The organism is Achromobacter sp. ACM02, from assembly GCF_014851605.1.
In the GTDB taxonomy this organism is placed as follows: domain Bacteria; phylum Pseudomonadota; class Gammaproteobacteria; order Burkholderiales; family Burkholderiaceae_B; genus Achromobacter; species Achromobacter aegrifaciens.
The window spans coordinates 132416-148108 of sequence record NZ_JACUZY010000004.1 but is presented as its reverse complement, the minus strand read 5'-3'; the positions used below and the strand labels follow the sequence as shown (position 1 = coordinate 148108).

13 protein-coding genes are annotated in these 15693 nt (G+C 68.0%); 7 read left to right on the top strand and 6 right to left on the bottom strand.

What is annotated here, in order from left to right:
- Window positions 1-29: 29 nt before the first annotated feature.
- Window positions 30-1316, top strand: a complete 1287-nt coding sequence (locus tag IB258_RS13255; RefSeq protein ID WP_192352682.1) for an MFS transporter — start codon at window positions 30-32, stop codon at window positions 1314-1316.
- On the opposite strand, the gene IB258_RS13250 is transcribed toward IB258_RS13255, so the two are convergent.
- The 3 genes from IB258_RS13250 to IB258_RS13240 form a co-directional block, all read right to left on the bottom strand.
- Window positions 1240-1569 (bottom strand): protealysin inhibitor emfourin, encoded by a 330-nt coding sequence (locus IB258_RS13250; RefSeq protein WP_119449453.1) that lies wholly within the window; start codon window positions 1567-1569, stop codon window positions 1240-1242. The genes IB258_RS13255 and IB258_RS13250 overlap by 77 nt on opposite strands.
- Window positions 1566-2630 carry a M4 family metallopeptidase gene (locus tag IB258_RS13245; protein WP_192352681.1) on the bottom strand — a complete coding sequence of 355 codons (1065 nt, stop codon included), beginning with the start codon at window positions 2628-2630 and terminating at the stop codon, window positions 1566-1568. The genes IB258_RS13250 and IB258_RS13245 overlap by 4 nt, the downstream gene beginning before the upstream one ends.
- 148 nt (window positions 2631-2778) lie before the next feature.
- A complete protein-coding gene (locus tag IB258_RS13240; RefSeq protein WP_192329206.1) occupies window positions 2779-3246 on the bottom strand; it encodes an anti-virulence regulator CigR family protein in 468 nt (155 codons plus the stop codon).
- A gap of 290 nt (window positions 3247-3536) precedes the next feature.
- On the opposite strand from IB258_RS13240, the gene IB258_RS13235 reads away from it, so the two are divergent.
- Window positions 3537-4418, top strand: a complete 882-nt coding sequence (locus IB258_RS13235; RefSeq protein ID WP_119449450.1) for a prohibitin family protein — start codon at window positions 3537-3539, stop codon at window positions 4416-4418.
- Here IB258_RS13235 and IB258_RS13230 read toward each other — a convergent pair.
- Window positions 4411-6516 (bottom strand): PTS sugar transporter subunit IIC/EAL domain-containing protein, encoded by a 2106-nt coding sequence (locus IB258_RS13230; RefSeq protein WP_054451694.1) that lies wholly within the window; start codon window positions 6514-6516, stop codon window positions 4411-4413. The genes IB258_RS13235 and IB258_RS13230 overlap by 8 nt on opposite strands.
- A gap of 248 nt (window positions 6517-6764) precedes the next feature.
- Between IB258_RS13230 and IB258_RS13225 the strand changes: the two genes are divergently transcribed.
- The 4 genes from IB258_RS13225 to IB258_RS13210 all read left to right on the top strand — a co-directional run bounded on the left by IB258_RS13225 (window position 6765) and on the right by IB258_RS13210 (window position 11190).
- Entirely contained in the window at window positions 6765-7007 is a 243-nt protein-coding gene (locus IB258_RS13225; RefSeq protein WP_054451693.1) for a hypothetical protein, read from the top strand.
- A 143-nt stretch (window positions 7008-7150) separates the two neighbouring features.
- Window positions 7151-7669 (top strand): sigma-70 family RNA polymerase sigma factor, encoded by a 519-nt coding sequence (locus tag IB258_RS13220; RefSeq protein ID WP_192352680.1) that lies wholly within the window; start codon window positions 7151-7153, stop codon window positions 7667-7669.
- Complete coding sequence (locus tag IB258_RS13215; protein ID WP_175180710.1) at window positions 7639-8628, top strand: FecR domain-containing protein; 990 nt, start codon at window positions 7639-7641, stop codon at window positions 8626-8628. The genes IB258_RS13220 and IB258_RS13215 overlap by 31 nt, the downstream gene beginning before the upstream one ends.
- Before the next feature lie 96 nt (window positions 8629-8724).
- A complete protein-coding gene (locus tag IB258_RS13210) occupies window positions 8725-11190 on the top strand; it encodes a TonB-dependent receptor (RefSeq protein ID WP_175160189.1) in 2466 nt (821 codons plus the stop codon).
- A gap of 6 nt (window positions 11191-11196) precedes the next feature.
- Here IB258_RS13210 and IB258_RS13205 read toward each other — a convergent pair whose 3' ends face one another.
- A complete protein-coding gene (locus IB258_RS13205) occupies window positions 11197-12093 on the bottom strand; it encodes a GntR family transcriptional regulator (protein WP_175160187.1) in 897 nt (298 codons plus the stop codon).
- Window positions 12090-14723, bottom strand: coding sequence for an aconitate hydratase AcnA (acnA, locus tag IB258_RS13200; protein ID WP_192352679.1), 2634 nt, complete (start codon window positions 14721-14723; stop codon window positions 12090-12092). Before acnA ends, IB258_RS13205 begins: the two co-directional genes overlap by 4 nt.
- A gap of 265 nt (window positions 14724-14988) precedes the next feature.
- Between acnA and IB258_RS13195 the strand changes: the two genes are divergently transcribed.
- The gene (locus IB258_RS13195) at window positions 14989-15678 is read left to right on the top strand and encodes an HAD family phosphatase (RefSeq protein WP_175160182.1); all 690 of its coding nucleotides are present in this window, start codon (window positions 14989-14991) and stop codon (window positions 15676-15678) included.
- Window positions 15679-15693: the final 15 nt, after the last annotated feature.

Below are 15693 nucleotides of genomic sequence, written 5' to 3'. Positions count from 1 at the left end.
GCGAAGGCGGCGATGCTTAAGCTGATGGCATGAATTCGCATCCCCTTACTTCCAAACGTCCCGCCGGCCATCCCGTGTTGCTGATCGCCGGCATTCTTTGCATGTCCATGGCGCTGCGCGCGCCCATTACCGGCGTGCCGCCGCTGACCGGCATGATCCGCGAGCAGCTGGGGCTGAGCGCCACCGCCGCGGGCATGCTGATCACCTTGCCCCTGCTGGCCTTTGCCGTGGTGTCGCTGTTCGCCGCGGGCCTGGCGCGCCGCCACGGGCTGGAGCGCAGCTTGTTTGCCGCCATGCTGCTGGTCGCGGCGGGCATCGTCGTGCGCACGCTGGGGCCGGCCTGGAGCCTGTTCCTGGGCACCGTGGTCATCGGCGCCGGCATCGCCATCGGCAACGTGCTGTTGCCCAGCCTCTTGAAGCGCGATTTCCCGCAGCAGGTCGCGGGCCTGACCTCGGCCTACGTGCTGACCATGAGCCTGGCCGCGGGGCTGGCGTCCGCCATCGCCATCCCGCTGGCCGGCCTGTCCGACGCGACCTGGCGCTTTTCCTCGGGCTGCCTGCTGGTGGTGCCCGTGCTCAGCGCCTTGCTATGGCTGCCGCAACTGGCCAACCACACCGCGCCTGCGGCATCCACGGCGCATGCGCCGCACGGCCCCCGCTTGTGGCGTTCTGCGCTGGCGTGGCAGGTGACGCTGTTCCTGGGCATCAATTCCTTCGTGTTCTATGTGGGCGTAAGCTGGCTGCCGGCCATTTTGCGCGATGCCGGCTACACGGCGGAACGCGCCGGCGCGCTGCATGGCCTGCTGCAGCTCATGTCGGCCGTCCCGGCCCTGTTCCTGGCTCCGGTGGTGCGGCGCCTGAAGGACCAGCGCGGCGCGGCGTTCTGCTCGGCCGTGGCCTCGTTTGTCGCGTTTGCCGGCCTGATCGTCGCGCCTGGCTGGGCGACGCTGTGGATCGTCCTGATGGGACTGGGCACGGGCGGCGGCATCATCCTCGGCCTGGCATTCGTGGGCCTGCGCGCCAGCCATGCGCAGCAGGCGGCGGCGCTGTCGGGCATGGCGCAATGCGTGGGCTATCTGTTCGCGGCAAGCGGCCCTGCGCTGGCGGGCACGCTGCATGACACGCAGGGAGACTGGAGCCTGGCGCTGGCCCTGTGCGCGGTCTTGTGCCTGGCGATGGCGGCTACCGGCCTTTACGCGGGCCGCGCCATCCAGATCGGGCAATACCGGGACGCCGCGCTCAAGGCTGTCCGGCCCGGCTTTTCCACAAGCGCACCAGCGGCTCGGGCGCGTCGGTCTCCGGCACGTCGAAGCTGATGTCCGCGACGCCGTCGCCTTCGTACACGACCTCGACGTGGAAGTAGCGCTGGTCGCCGCCCGCCGGTGCGCAGCGCGGAACGGCCACCGGCGCGGCGCGTTGCAGGGCGTCGCAGACCTCCTGCCGCAGGTCCGGCGGGCAGGTGACGAGGTCGATGCTGCGAGGCTGCGCCAATGCGGGCACATAGGCCAGCCCGCCTTCGCGGGTCAGGCGCACCAGCATGGCAAGGTCCAGGGACGGCAGCTCGATCATGTCTGGACTCCCACGCCGGCCCACGCCCGGGCGACGGCGTCGCGCACGGCGGCCTCATGGCGTTCCGCCGCGACGGCCAGTGTCAGTTTCGCGAACTGCACGAAGTCGGCGTCGTGGCGCAGGCGCTTGTCGCACAGCGCGTCGTACCAGACGCGGCCCGCGCCGGCCCACGCGGGGCCTTCCAGCGCTGTGGCCGCCAGATAGAAGGCGCGGTTGGGAATGCCGGAATTGATGTGCACGCCGCCGTTGTCGTTTGGCGTGTCCACGTAGTCGCGCATGTGCGCGGGCTGCGGATCCTTGCCCAGCAGGGGATCGTCGTAGGCGCTGCCGGGCTCCGCCATGGAGCGCAGCGCGCGAGCGCGGATCCTGGGCTTGAACAGCCCGGCGCCCACCAGCCAATCGGCGTCGCGCGCGTGCTGGCCCAGCGTGTGCTGCTTGACCAGCGCGCCGAAGACGTCGCACAGGGATTCGTTCAGGGCGCCGGACTGGCCCTGGTAGAGCAGGGCGGCCTCGGCGTCGATCACGCCATGCGTGAGCTCGTGGCCGATGATGTCCACCGCCACCGTGAAGCGGTTGAACACTTCGCCGTCGCCATCGCCGAACACCATCTGCGCGCCGTTCCAGAAGGCGTTGTCGTAGTCTTCGCCGTAATGCACGGTGCCCACCAGCGGCAGGCCCTGGCCGTCGATGGAGTGGCGCTTGTAGACATCCCAGAACAGCTTGTAGGTCGAGCCCAGATGTTCATAGGCTTCGTCCACTGCCACGTCGCCGCTGGCGGGGGCGCCTTCGGCGCGCACCAGCTTGCCAGGCAGCGTGGTGGTGTTGGCGGCGTCGTGCACGGCGCGCTGGGGTGTGCCGGCGGGCGCCGCCTTCTTGGGGCGGGCTGGCTTGGCGCGCGGCGGCTGCACCGCCATCTCGCGCAGGCTGCGCTGCTGCTGGTCGATGATCAGCGTCTTGACCGCGGGCATGCTGACCCGCGCGTCGGCGTGTTGCGCCAGGCGATCGAGCATGTAGGGGGGGATCACGCCGATCAGCGGCGCGGACTCGGAAGGACGTGGCATGCGCGGTCTCCGTCGTGGGCGCCGGGCCAGGGCCGCGGCGCGAGGCGATTCAACGGTAGCAGATAGATCCGCGGCAGGGACGTAACAGTGTGCGGCCTGATGCTAGGAACTATGGACGCCGCGTGGCGGCGTCCATGACGCGCGGCGCCTAGTTGAACACGCCCGTGAGGACGTCCGCGACGACGGCGGTGGCGATGGCCACGAGGATCAGGTCGCTGCCCGCGACGCGCCATTCGTAGCCCGGGTGCACGGGCAGGCGCGCCAGCATGGGGCCGGGCACCATCTTCTTGGCGATGCCCGGAGGCAGGGGCTTGCCGCGCGCCAGGTTCTTGCGTATGCCCGGCGGCAGCGAGCCATAGCCCGTCGCCCCGGCCTGCACGGCATAGCCGCGCGCGGTGGAAACGGTGATGCCCGCGGTGCTGAGCGTGACGCTGACCCCGCCGTCCTGGCTCTGCTGGCCCTTGTTCTTGCCATTGCTATTGCCGTTACCGTTGCCATTGCCTTGGCCCGCGTGATCCGGCTTGCCTTTGCCCTCGGGCGGCGCGGCCTGGGCTGGCGCGCCGAGCGCGGCGGCACAGGCAAGGATGGCAATGATCATTGAGGGTGTGCGGTGCATGGTTGCGGCTCCTGCAGTGTAGAGGTGCCTAGCGTAGCGCTGTCGTTGGACTCGCGCCACTGTCTGTTGCCGTCGCCATCGCAACAATCGCCACAATTCGTTTGATGTTCCACTCGCGATAGAATCCCCTGCTTATTTTCCGGGGGGGAACGCACGATGAGGTATTTCCTGATCTTGGTTGGGGCGGCCGTGGTCGCTTATTTGCTGGCGCGCGGCATCGCCGCCGTGCTCTCGGACCGTAAACGTTCAAAATCAGAAAGGGATTCGAAGTGAAGCCGACAGATATCCAGATGGTCAAGACGATTGGTGCCGTAAAGCCGCGTAGTTTCAAGATCGCGTTGATCACGGCGGTGTTGTTTTTGCTGATCCTGTTCCTGGCTTTCGATTCCTGGTTCCAGGTCGATCAGGGCGAGCGCGGCGTGGTGCTGCGCAACGGCAAGCTGGTGCGCGTGTCGGAGCCGGGCCTGGACTTCAAGACGCCGTTCATCGACAACGTGATGACGGTGTCGGTGCGCGACCACACGTTCGTGTTTGAAAAGCTGGAAGCCTACAGCTATGACCAACAGCCGGCCACGCTACGCGTGTCGGTGACCTATCGCGTGCCGCCCGAGCACGTGGCCGAGCTGTACTCGGAGTACGGCACCATCAGCAATCTGCAGATGCGCGTGCTGGAGCGCAAGACGCCGGATTCGGTGAAGAACGTGTTCGGCCAGTACACCGCGGTGCGCGCCATCCAGGAACGCCAGAAGCTGGGCCAGGACGTGAACACTGCCGTGCTCAAGACGATGGAAGGCGCGCCGGTGCAGGTGGTGGGCGTGCAGATCGAGGAAGTCGGCTTCTCGCAGGCCTATGAGCATTCGATCGAACAGCGCATGCTGGCGCAAGTGCAGATCGAGACGACCCGCCAGCAGAAGGAAACGGCGATGATCAACGCCGAAATCCAGGTGGTGAAGGCCAAGGCGGAAGCCGACGCGCGCCGCCAGCAGTTCACGGCCGAGGCCGACGGCATCCGCATGCGCGGCGACGCCGAAGCGGCCGCGATCCGCGCCAAGGCCGAGGCCCTGGCCGCCAACACCAATCTTGTGAGCTTGAACGCGGTGGAGAAGTGGGACGGCGTGCTGCCGACCACGCAGGTGCCGAACGCGGCCCTGCCGTTCATCGGCATCAAGTAGGCGCCGCGGGCGCAGGCTGCGCCCGCAGCGGCGGTGCAGCCTGACGCTGCCGCGCGTAGTCCATGAGGCTGTCGCCCGACAATGCCTTGCTGTAGTACCACCCCTGCACGACGATCTCGGCGGGGGATTCCAGCGCCATCAGCTGCTGGTCCGTTTCCACGCCTTCCACCACGATCTGCAGGTTCAGCGCTTCGCAAAAGCGCAGCAGGCCGTTCAGGACCAGCGCGCCGCGGGCGCTGTCTTGCGCCACGACGAAGCTGCGGTCGATCTTGACCGCGTCGATTTCGAACTGGTGCAGATAGCTCAGGGCGGAATAGCCGGTGCCGAAATCATCGATGTAGATACGGGCGCCTATTGCGTGCAGGCGGTCGAAGGCGGTGTGCAGCGCCTGCGTGTCCTCCACCAGCGCGTCCTCGGTCAGCTCGACCGAGACCTGGCCGCCAGCCTGCGCCAGCACCTTGATCAGTTTCTCCAGGTAGTCGCCGGACGTCAGCGTGCCGGCCGTGACGTTGATGGTCATCGGCAAGGCGAAGTCGCGCTTGCGCCATTGCAGGCATTGCTGCACGGCCTGCCTGGCCACCCACAGGTCCACCTCCCGCATCAGGTCGGCCTGCGCCAGCCAGCGCAGGAATTCCACCGGCGTTTGCCGCGCGCCGTCGGGGCCGGTGGCGCGCAGCAGCGCTTCGCAGCCCGTGCACAGGCCACTGCGCAATGACACCTGCGGCTGGAACTCCAGATGGAAGTCGTATTGGCTGATGGCGCGGATGCGGGTGTTTTCGGCGTTGCGGCGCGCGCGGTCGGCATAGGTCTGCACCACGGGATCGTGCGCGTACAGCAGCGATTCTTCTTGCAACCGGGTGAAGGTCGTGTCCAGCGATTTGAAGTAGACGGTGGCGCTTTCCTGGCGCTGTCGCTCCAGCGCGACGACAAAGGGCGCGTACAAACACGCGCCCAGCGCCACCAGCACCAGCTGCAGCGCCACGCCGCCCAGGCTGCCGCCGGCCGCGATGTAGGCGTTGAACAGCACCGGCGAGGTCAGCGGCAGGGTCGTCGTCGCGGAAGGCAGCCAGCCCAGCTGCACGACGGCCAAAGCGAGGATGGCGTTGGTCACCGGCGCCAGGATGAACGGCGCCAGCAGGCGCGGATTCAGGATCAGGGGCAGCCCGAACAGCAGGATTTCATTCACGTTCAGCAGCGCCACTGGCAGGCTGGCCAGCGCCAGCAGGCGCAGCGATTCGCCGCGCGCAAACACCAGCATGGCCACCGCCAGCGACAGCGTCGCGCCCGATCCGCCGATGAAGACGAAAGCGCCCAGAAGGGTGCTGTTCAAGGCATACATGCCTTCGTAGCCGGCGGACTGGGTGGCGGCATTCAGCATGACCGCCTGGTCCATGACGCTCATCAGGGGAGCCAGCGCGTGGTAGCCGTGTATGCCGAAGAACCACAGCAGGGAATTCAGGCCCGCGACCAGCGCGCCCGAGGTGAAGGGGCTGTCCAGCGAGGCCAGGCTCAAGGGGATGTTGAATTGCGCCACGGCGGGAATCTGCAGCGCGGCGGACAACGCCAGCACGACCAGGGTGGCCGTCAGCAGGCCCGGCACGACCATGTTCAGCGTGTCGCGGACGTTTTCGCTGATAACGCCGTCGGGCGCCAGCTGGGTCCAGCGGCGGCGGTGCAGCCACGCCATCAATGGCACGGTCAACAAGGGCGAAACGATGGCGATGAACAGAACCAGGGTGGCGGCGGCCTGGGGGTAGGGCGCCATCAGGCCGTCGGCGATCATCACGTAGGACAGGCACAGGAACGCGGTGGGCAGATGCGGCACCCGGTGGCGGAACGACAGCATGTAGCCGATGGATGTGCCGGCCAGGATAGGCATGAGGTTCGTCAGCTTGTCGTGGACGGCGGTCAGCAGTTCCACGACGGTGGCTGGCAGGCCCAGTTGCCGGGCGACGACGGACAGCACCAGGAACAGCGCCGTGACCAGCAGGCACGGCAGGGTCCAGAGCAGGCCCTCGCGTATGGCGCGCAGCGCGCTCGCGCCCGCCAGCGCAGCCAGCCGATCTTTTGGATAACGCATCAGGGCCAGTTTCGGCATGGCGGTTCGCCCAATAGTCCGTGCAAGCGAAGACCCCCCCGCTCCCGTGTTTGTAAGAATATTTTGCTACATCCTAGCCCCGCTTTTCCCGGTTTAGCAATCGACGCCTAACAGAATGTCAGGGATTCCCCTCTATCAAGAATTGCAAAGCGGGCGCAAGGTGGCAGCACAGGCACACGGGGACGCTATACGATCAAGCGTCGTTCGCCCGGTGGCGGGACTACAAGCTTCAGAAAGAGGAGACGTGGATGTCTCAGTTGGATTGGACGTCCGGCGATACCAAGCCGGACCGGCAGGGGTACTACGAAACGCGATACGACACAGGATGCACGGCCATCACGCTGTACAGCGTGCTGGGTTGGATGCCGGTGAAAACGCCCGGCAACATGGTGAGCTGGCGCCCTTTGCCGCCAGCCGTCGAAAGACAGGAAGCCGAGCGCCACATCCAGGAACTGCGAGAGGCGCAAAGCCACGTTCCCATGGATTACTGACGGGATAGGCAGGCCTGTCCGCTACCAAGCATTACCCGTGCGGCGCCTGGCATGCCGCTGTAGCCGCGGGCGCGTCCATGGCGGGCGGGGGGATACGCTAGAATATAAATAGTTCCTATTTATATTCTATAGCCAGGTGCGCCTTGCCTACGTCTGACTCGCCGCCCGCCGATCCCGTCGCGCAACTCTATCGTGACCATCACGGCTGGCTGTCGGCCTGGTTGCGCAGGAAGCTGGGCAATTCTTTCGACGCGGCGGATCTGGCCCACGATACCTTCGTGCGGCTGATGGCCGGGCGGCGCAGGACGGACGCGGGCGCCGAGCCGCGCGCGTTGCTGACCCACATTGCGAAGGGTTTGGTGGTGGACCACTGGCGCCGGCGGGCGCTGGAAGAGGCCTATCTGGCCGCGCTGGCGCAATTGCCCGAGCAGCAGGCGCCTTCGCCCGAAGCGCGCGCCCTGATTTTGGAAACCTTGCGCGCCATCGATACGGCGTTGCGGACGCTGTCCGCCAAAACGCGCGAGATCTTCCTGATGTCGCAGTTCGACGGCATGGGCTACGACGCGATCGCGCAAAGCCTGGGCGTGTCGCTGTCCACGGTCAAGCGCCATGTGCAGGCGGCGCTGGCCGCATGCCTGATCGCAAGCCAGGCCGACGCGTGATCGATCCCGCCATCCTGAAGGAAGCGGCCGGCTGGCTGGTGCGCTTCCAATCCGAGACCTTGTCGCCGGCGGACTGCGAGTCCTTCGACCGCTGGCGCGGCCGTAGCGCCGCGCACGCCGCGGCTTGGCAGCGTGCCGAAGAAATGCTGCGCGGATTCGGCCAGGTGCCGCCGCGTGTCGCCGCCGATACCTTGCGGCGGCTGGATCGCCCGCGACGCCGGCAGGCGCTGCGGGCGCTGGCTGGCCTGCTGGTGCTGGGACCGGCGGCCTGGCTGGCCGGACGCGAGCTGCCCTGGCGCGAATGGAGCGCGGATGCGCGCACTGCGACGGGCGAACAGCGCCGCATGAACCTGACCGACGGCACGCAGCTGGTGCTCAACACGGCCAGCGCGGTCGATATCGAATACACCGCCAGGCAGCGCACGTTGTGGCTACGGGCGGGCGAAATCCTGTTGACCACGGGCCGCGACTCGCCACAGCTGCAGCGGCCCTTTGTCGTCCAGACCGCGCAAGGCGCGATACGCGCGCTGGGCACGCGGTTCCTGGTGCGCGACGAAGGCGACGCCGTGCGCGTGGCGGTGTTCGAGGGCGCAGTGGAGATCCGGCCCAAGTCGGCGGGGGCCGGCGCCACGGTGCTGCCGGCCGGGCAGCAGACCGTCTTCAATGGGCGCGAGGTGCGGCCCCAGGCGGCGGTGGACGCCACGGCCGCCTCATGGGAGCAGGGCATGCTCGCCGTGCGCGACTGGCGCCTGGCGGACCTGGTGGATGAGCTGGGCCGGTATCGCCGCGGCGTGTTGCGCTGTGATCCGGCGGTGGCAGGGCTGCGGGTATCGGGGGCATTTCCCTTGAACGACACCGATGCCAGCTTGCGGTTGCTGGAAAAGACCCTGCCCGTGAGAGTGAGCCGGATCACGCCGTACTGGACCACGGTTGCCGCCCGCGCCGGCGTTACAAATTAATCTCAGTCGGGCTGAACCTTTTTTCCGCTTCGTCCGGTGTACCGGGTGAACCGCCGCGTATCGCGCGCCACCCAGACCCTTACGAAGGATAGCTTCATGGTTTCCCGAATCTCCCGTCCGCCATGCCCGGCCCGTGGAACAGCTGTCCTGCCGCCGCTGGCGGCGCTGCTGCGGGCCGCCGGCATGGGCTTGGCCCTGCTGGCTGGGGCGGGGACCACGCCGCCAGCGCTGGCCGCCGACGCCGTCAGCGCGGCGGCGCGCAAGTCCTACGCGATCCCGGCAGGCCCGCTGGGCGATGCGCTGGCCCGGTTCGCCGCCGTCGCGGGCGTGCCGCTGTCGTTCGATCCGGCCATGGTGGCGGGACTGCACAGCAACGGACTGGACGGCGACTACACCGTGAAGGAAGGCTTTTCCCGTTTGCTGTCGGGGTCGGGCTATGGCTTGTCGGAGCAGGGCGGCGGCGCCTATTCGCTGCGCAAGCTGCCGTCGGGGTCCGACGAGTCCGCCACCGTGCTGCCCGCGGTCACCGTCGCCGGCGCCGCTGCGGCTCCCTTCGCGCTGCCGGCGGAGTACGAGGGCGGCCAGGTGGCCAGGGGCGGACGCCTGGGCCTGCTGGGCAACCGCGACGTGATGGATACGCCGTTCAACGTCACCAACTACACCTCGGACCTGTTGGCGAACCGTCAGGCGGTCACGCTGGCCGACGCGCTGAACGTTGAACCCTCGGTGCGTTTCACCGGACAGATCGGCGGCGTGACCGACTCGTTCTACATCCGGGGCTTTCCCATCGGCGAAGGCAACTTGGGCGAAATCGCCTTTGACGGGGTTTATGGCGTGGCGCCCAACTATCACGTCTTCACCGACTACATCGAGCGGGTCGAAGTGCTGAAAGGGCCGGCCGCGCTGCTGTACGGCATGTCGCCCAACAGCGGCGTGGGCGGCGTGATCAACATGGTGCCCAAGCGGGCGCTGCCGCAGGACCTGAGCCGCGTGTCCGCCGACTATGTGGGCGACTCGCAATTCGGCGCGCGCGCGGACCTGAGCCGTCGCTTCGGCAAGGACGGGGAATGGGGCGTGCGCGTCAACGGCATGCACCGCCAGGGCGATACGCCGCTGGACAATCTGTATTCGCGCACCGACATCGGCGCGCTGTCGCTGGACTACCAGGGCGAGCGGCTGCGCGCCTCGCTGGACCTGCTGACGCAGAATGAAAAGATCGACGCGCCCACGCGGCCGTTCCTGGTGGCCGCCGGCATCGACGTGCCGCATGCGGCAGATGGACGGCGCAACGCCACCCAGCCCTGGGGCTGGTGGAAGTCAGACGGGCAATCGGCCCTGCTGCGGGTCGAGTACGACATCAGCGACCGCTTGACGGTATTCGCCGACGCGGGCGGCTCGGACACGAACGTGGCGCGCCTGTCGGACCAGACGCCCACCATCGTCAACGCGGCGGGGGACACGGTGGTCACGCCGAACAACTTCAGGTTCGAAGTCAACCGCAGCACCTACAACGCAGGCCTGCGCGCCAAGCTGGACACAGGCCCGGTGCGCCATGCCATCAGCTTTATGGGCAGCCTGTACAGCGACCGGAATTCGCAGGCCAGCGTGACGGGTACGCCGCTCACGTCGAACATCTACCATCCGATCACGCGGCCGCAGCAAGATATCCCGGCGCCGGCCAACGTGCCCAAGATTTCCTCGTCCGATCTTTCCGGCCTGGCGCTGGCCGATACGCTCAGCATCCTGGACGAGCGCGCGCAGCTTACGCTGGGCGTGCGCCAGCAGCGCATCCAATCCCGCAATTTCAATGCCACGACCGGCGCGCGCACCGTCAGCTATGACGAAAGCGCGACCACGCCGCTGGCGGGCATCGTCATCAAGCCCTGGAGCAATGTCTCGCTGTATGCCAACTACATCGAAGGCCTGAGCAAGGGCGACGTGGCGCCGGCCACCGCCTCCAACGCTGGCCAGGTGTTCAAGCCCTACAAGGCCCGGCAGAAGGAAGTGGGCGTGAAGGTGGACCTGGACAGCGCCATGCTGACCCTGAGCGCGTTCGAGATCACCAAGCCCAGCGGCCAGTTGACCAACGGCGTGTACGGCGCGGACAGCGAGCAGCGCAATCGGGGCCTGGAACTGAACCTGGCCGGCGAACCGTGGCGCGGCCTGCGCCTGCTGGGCGGCGTGACCTGGCTGGACGCGGAGCTGACGCGCGCCGGCAATAGTGCTTTGGTCGGCAACCGGCCGGTGGGCGTGCCCAAGGTGTCGGTGAACCTGGGCGCGGAATGGGATACGCCTTGGGTCGCGGGCCTGACCCTGACCGGCAGCGTGATGCACACCGGCAGCGAATACATCAATCAGGCCAATACCCAGTCGGTGCCATCGTGGACCACCTTCGATCTGGGCGCACGCTATGCCACCAAGGTCTATGGCAAGGACCTCACGCTGCGGGCCAACGTGGTGAACGTGTTCAACAAGGCTTACTGGTCGGGAGTGGCCTCGTATGGCACGATCTCCCAAGGGGTGCCGCGCACGTTGATGCTATCCGCGTCGATGGACTTCTGACCGGCGCTAGGACGCCAGCAGCCCGCTGATGCGGGCCAGGTTGTCCAGCGTGCTGCGCAGGTGCTCCGCCAGCTGCGCCGCGGCCTCTTCGTTGCGTTCGTGTTCCAGCAGGTCCAGGATGGCCAGGTGCTGTTCGCAATGCTGCTTGTAGCGGCTGCGGTCTTGCATGGATCGGTACGAAAGCAGCCGGCGCACGCGGTTCACCCGCTTGATCGCGTCGATGAAGAAGGGATTGCCCGAGGCCTCCACCAGAGATTCATGGAAGCGTACGCCGCGCTCGTGCAGCTGGTCGGCGGTGTCGGTGGCGATGCCGCCGTCCAGCAGGTGCTTTTCGGCCGCGCGGCAACGCGCCAGCACCTGTTTGTCGATGTGAAATCCCGGTTCGAGCAGCGCGGCCGGTTCCAGCGCCAGCCGCAGGCGGTAGGACTGCAGCAGGCTGTCAGGGGTGGTCATCATGGATGAAAATTCCCAGCCATAGCCGGGCCGCCGCTCTGCCCAGCCTTCCTGCGCGATGCGGCCCAGCAGGGCTTGGGTCTGCGCCGCCGTCAGGCCATAGCGGGCGCGCAGCAGCGCTTCGCTGCATTGCATGGGCAGTTCGCCGCGCAGCAGTTCATCGGCCAGCTTGAAGTAGCTGTGCGTGACGATGTCGTCGACGGAGGGCGGCGCCAGGTCCCCGTGCAAGTCCGCCAGCGCGGCGTGATCCCGTTCCAGGAAGTAGCCGCGGTTGGGCTTGCGCGAGACGATGCCGCGTTGCTCCAGGATGCCCAGCGCGTCGTTGACCGGCGAGCGCGACAGGCGCAGCCGGTCGGCGATCTTCTGCGCGGTCAGGTGCGCGCCCGCGGGCAGGCGGTCTGCCTGGATCAGCGCCAGGATTTTCGCGGCGGTATTGGATTGGGCGCTCATGCGTTGCGGACGGCGGAATGGATGGTGTCCGAGAGGATAGCGGGAATGACGCCGCCCATGCGCAGCAGCCTGACTTCCAGCCGGGTCTCGACCGCCGCCGTCGCCTGTAGCGTCTCGGCGGCGCCGCCGGCGCGCATTAGGCGCACGGCCACGGGCATGCGCGGCGTCAGCGCGGCGGCCGGGGCATCGATCTCGATCCGGTCGCCGGGCCGGATGCGCAGTGTTGCCGGCGTGACGCCGGCGGGCAGGCGCAAGGGCAGGATGCCCATGCCGATCAGGTTGGAGCGGTGGATGCGTTCGAAGCTGACCGCCAGCACGCAGCGGATGCCCAGCAGGCGCTGTCCTTTGGCGGCCCAGTCGCGCGAGGAACCCGTGCCATAGCGTTCGCCTGCCACCAGGACCACGGGCTGGCCGGCCCGGGCGTAACGGCCGGCGGCCTCCCAGATCGGCTCCACCCGGCCGCTGGGCGCATGCAGGGTGTGGCCAACCGGCGCTTCGGGTATGAGCAGATTGACGAGGCTCTTGCTGTAGAACGCGGCGCGCAGCATGACCTGCCAGTTGCCGCGGCGCGATGCGAAGACGTTCAGGTCGTTGCGGTCGTCGCCGCGTTCGACCAGGAAGTCGGCGATCAGGCTGTCCGGCGGAATGGCGCTGGCGGGCGACAGGTGATCGGTGGTCACGTCGTCGCCCAGCACCAGCAGGGGATGCGCGGTGTAGCGGCCCAACTGGCCGGCCGCTTCGGTGCTGGCGAACGGCGGGCGGCGCAGCGCGGTGGAGGCGGGGTCCCAGGGAAAGCGCGCCGAGTCCGGCGATTGCAGCGCATGCCATGCCGGGTTGGCGCTGGCGATCCGGAAGGCCTGGCGGTAATCGGCGGGCTGCTGGCCGGCGGCCAGCGCGGCGTCTATCTCCGCGTCGTCAGGCCAGAGCTCGCGCAGATGGACGGCGCGGCCGTCGGGGGCGGTCTGCACGGGTTCGCAGCTCAGGTCGCGTTCGGCGTCGCCCGCCAACGCGTAGGCGATGACCAGCGCCGGCGACATGAGAAAGCCCAGGTCCAGGTCCGGATGGATGCGGCCAGCGAAATTGCGGTTGCCGGACAGCACCGCCACGGGATGGACCGCGCCCGCCGCCATGGCCGCGCGCACAGGTTCGGGGAGGGGGCCGGAATTGCCGATGCAGGTGGTGCAGCCGTAGCCCACGATGTCGAAGCCCACGGCGGCCAGATCTTCCAGCAGCCCGGCGCGCGCGAGATACGCCGCCGCCGCGGGCGAGCCGGGAGCCAATGAGGTTTTCACCCAGGCGGGCACGCGCAGGCCGGCCTGGCGCGCCTTGCGGGCCAGCAGGCCAGCTGCGGACAGCAGCCGTGGATCCGAGGTATTGGTGCAGCTGGTGATGGCTGCGATCGCCACGGCGTAGCGGGGCAGGCCGCGCGCAGGGACTGCCGGCGCGTCCGCCAAGCCGGCCAGGATGGCCTTGGTGTGTCCGTAGGGATGCAGGTCCTGCGGCCGACGCGGACCGGCCACATGCATCTGCACGCGGTCCAGCGCGATGTCGACGACGCGGGTGTAGCGCGGCTCGGCAGCGGGGTCATAGGCGATGCCGGCGCGCTCGGCGTAGGCCTGTACCTGCGCGATCAGCGTCTCGGGCCGGCCCGTCTGGCGCAGATAGGCCAGCGTCTGCCTGTCGATGGGAAAGTAGCCCGTGGTGGCGCCGTACTCGGGCGCCATGTTGGCCACCACGCAGCGGCTGCCGGCCGGCAGCGTGGCCACGCCGGGTCCGAAGAACTCCACGAATTCGCCGGACACCTGGATCTCGCGCAGGCGCTGCGTCACGGTCAGCGCCAGGTCGGTCGCGCTGACTCCCGCGCTCAGCGCGCCGGTCAGCCGCACGCCGATCACGTCCGGAATGCGCAGCAGCGTGGGCATGCCGAACATCACCGTCTGCGCCTCCAGGCCGCCCACGCCCCAGCCCAGCACGCCGATGCCGTTGACCATGGGCGTGTGGCTGTCGGTACCTATCATCATGTCCGGATGCAGCGCGATGCCGTCGGCGTCTTCCTGCCCGCAAACCACGGTCGCCAGCTGTTCCAGGTTGATGGTGTGCATGATGCCGGTGCCTGGCGGATGGATGCGCACATTCGACAGGGCTTTGGAGGCCCAGCGCAGGAAGCGGTAGCGCTCGGCGTTGCGGCGCAGCTCCAGGTCCAGATTCAATTCCGCGGCGTCGGCGCGCGCATAGGACTGCACCGCCAGCGAATGGTCTACCGACACGTCCACGGGCAGCACGGGATTCAGCGCGGAAGGATCCACGCCGCCCTCGGCCAGCGCGTCGCGCATCGCGGCGATGTCGACCAGGGCCGGGGTGCTGGTGGTGTCGTGCATCAGCACGCGCCCGGGCTGGAAGGCGATCTCGGCTTCGCTGGTGCCGTGCTCCAGCCAGCCAAACAGCGCCGCGGCGGCCGCGTCGCGCTCCGCGTCGTGCATGTTGCGCAGCGCGTTTTCCAGCAGCAGCCGCAGCACTACGGGCAGGCGGAAGTACTGGGCGCCGTACATGCCGGGCAGGTCCAGGCAGGTATGGAGGACGCCATTGAGGGTGAAGGCGGCGTGGCGGGGCGTGACGGCAGGGATATGCATGACCGTCATTTTGCATATTGAATTGTCAAAATGCAATTATAGAAAACTGGGACGGATGGTTTGAGGTTCCGCGCCGAAGTCGCCTGGAGCCCGTCCGTCGCGGGCTCAGCGCATGACGGCGTCCAGTGCGCTCGGCGCCGGCGGGATCATGGCCCGCCGTTGCGGATCAGGTCTGTCGGAATTTGATGCCGGGCGAGCCTCCTGCGTCGCGCAGGAGGCCTGCAGTATGCTTACCGGCTTCATGGACATTCCCGACGTTGCTGCAATGACTGATTTTCCCTTCGATGCCGTGCTGTTCGACTGCGACGGCGTCCTGGTCGATTCCGAACCCATCACCAGCCGCGTGCTGACCGACATGCTCAATGAGTTGGGCTGGGGCATCACGCATGCGGAAACCATGCAGATCTTCACGGGCAAGGCCGTCAGGGACGAACTGCCGCTGATCGAATCGCGCACGGGCGCCACGATCACGCCGGATTGGTTCGATCAGTTCCGCCAGCGCCGCAATGCCGCGCTGGACCGCGACCTGGTCGAGATCCCCGGCGCGCCGGACGCGGTGCGGGCCTTGCACGTGGCCTTGGACGGCCGCATCGCCGTGGCCTCGGGCGCGGACCGCCGCAAGGTGGAGCTGCAGCTGGCCAAGGTCGGCATTGCCGACTGCTTTCGCGAGCGGGTCTTCAGCGGCCACGAAATGCCGCGCAGCAAGCCCTATCCGGACGTGTACCTGGCCGCTGCGCAGGCGCTGGGCGTGGACCCTCGGCGTTGCGCCATCGTGGAAGACACGGTGACCGGCGCCACGGCTGGGGTGGCCGCCGGCGCTACTGTGTTCGGCTACAGCCCCGATGCCAATGGGCATAGCGGCGCCGAAGCCTTGCGCGGCGTGGGCGTGGCCCACGTGTTCACCGACATGGCCGCCTTGCCCGGTCTGCTGGCGGGCTGGCGCCAGGCCGCCTAGGGCCAGACATGCGGG

Excerpts from the sequence above, each read along its gene's own strand:
- IB258_RS13250 (WP_119449453.1), bottom strand. The coding sequence starts at position 1,569 with ATGATCGAGCTGCCGTCCCTGGACCTTGCCATGCTGGTGCGCCTGACC.
- IB258_RS13230 (WP_054451694.1), bottom strand. The coding sequence starts at position 6,516 with ATGCCGAAACTGGCCCTGATGCGTTATCCAAAAGATCGGCTGGCTGCG.
- IB258_RS13210 (WP_175160189.1), top strand. The coding sequence starts at position 8,725 with ATGGTTTCCCGAATCTCCCGTCCGCCATGCCCGGCCCGTGGAACAGCT.
- IB258_RS13205 (WP_175160187.1), bottom strand. The coding sequence starts at position 12,093 with ATGAGCGCCCAATCCAATACCGCCGCGAAAATCCTGGCGCTGATCCAG.
- IB258_RS13255 (WP_192352682.1), top strand. The coding sequence starts at position 30 with ATGAATTCGCATCCCCTTACTTCCAAACGTCCCGCCGGCCATCCCGTG.
- IB258_RS13235 (WP_119449450.1), top strand. The coding sequence starts at position 3,537 with ATGGTCAAGACGATTGGTGCCGTAAAGCCGCGTAGTTTCAAGATCGCG.
- IB258_RS13225 (WP_054451693.1), top strand. The coding sequence starts at position 6,765 with ATGTCTCAGTTGGATTGGACGTCCGGCGATACCAAGCCGGACCGGCAG.
- IB258_RS13245 (WP_192352681.1), bottom strand. The coding sequence starts at position 2,630 with ATGCCACGTCCTTCCGAGTCCGCGCCGCTGATCGGCGTGATCCCCCCC.
- IB258_RS13195 (WP_175160182.1), top strand. The coding sequence starts at position 14,989 with ATGACTGATTTTCCCTTCGATGCCGTGCTGTTCGACTGCGACGGCGTC.
- IB258_RS13215 (WP_175180710.1), top strand. The coding sequence starts at position 7,639 with ATGCCTGATCGCAAGCCAGGCCGACGCGTGATCGATCCCGCCATCCTG.
- acnA (WP_192352679.1), bottom strand. The coding sequence starts at position 14,723 with ATGCATATCCCTGCCGTCACGCCCCGCCACGCCGCCTTCACCCTCAAT.
- IB258_RS13240 (WP_192329206.1), bottom strand. The coding sequence starts at position 3,246 with ATGCACCGCACACCCTCAATGATCATTGCCATCCTTGCCTGTGCCGCC.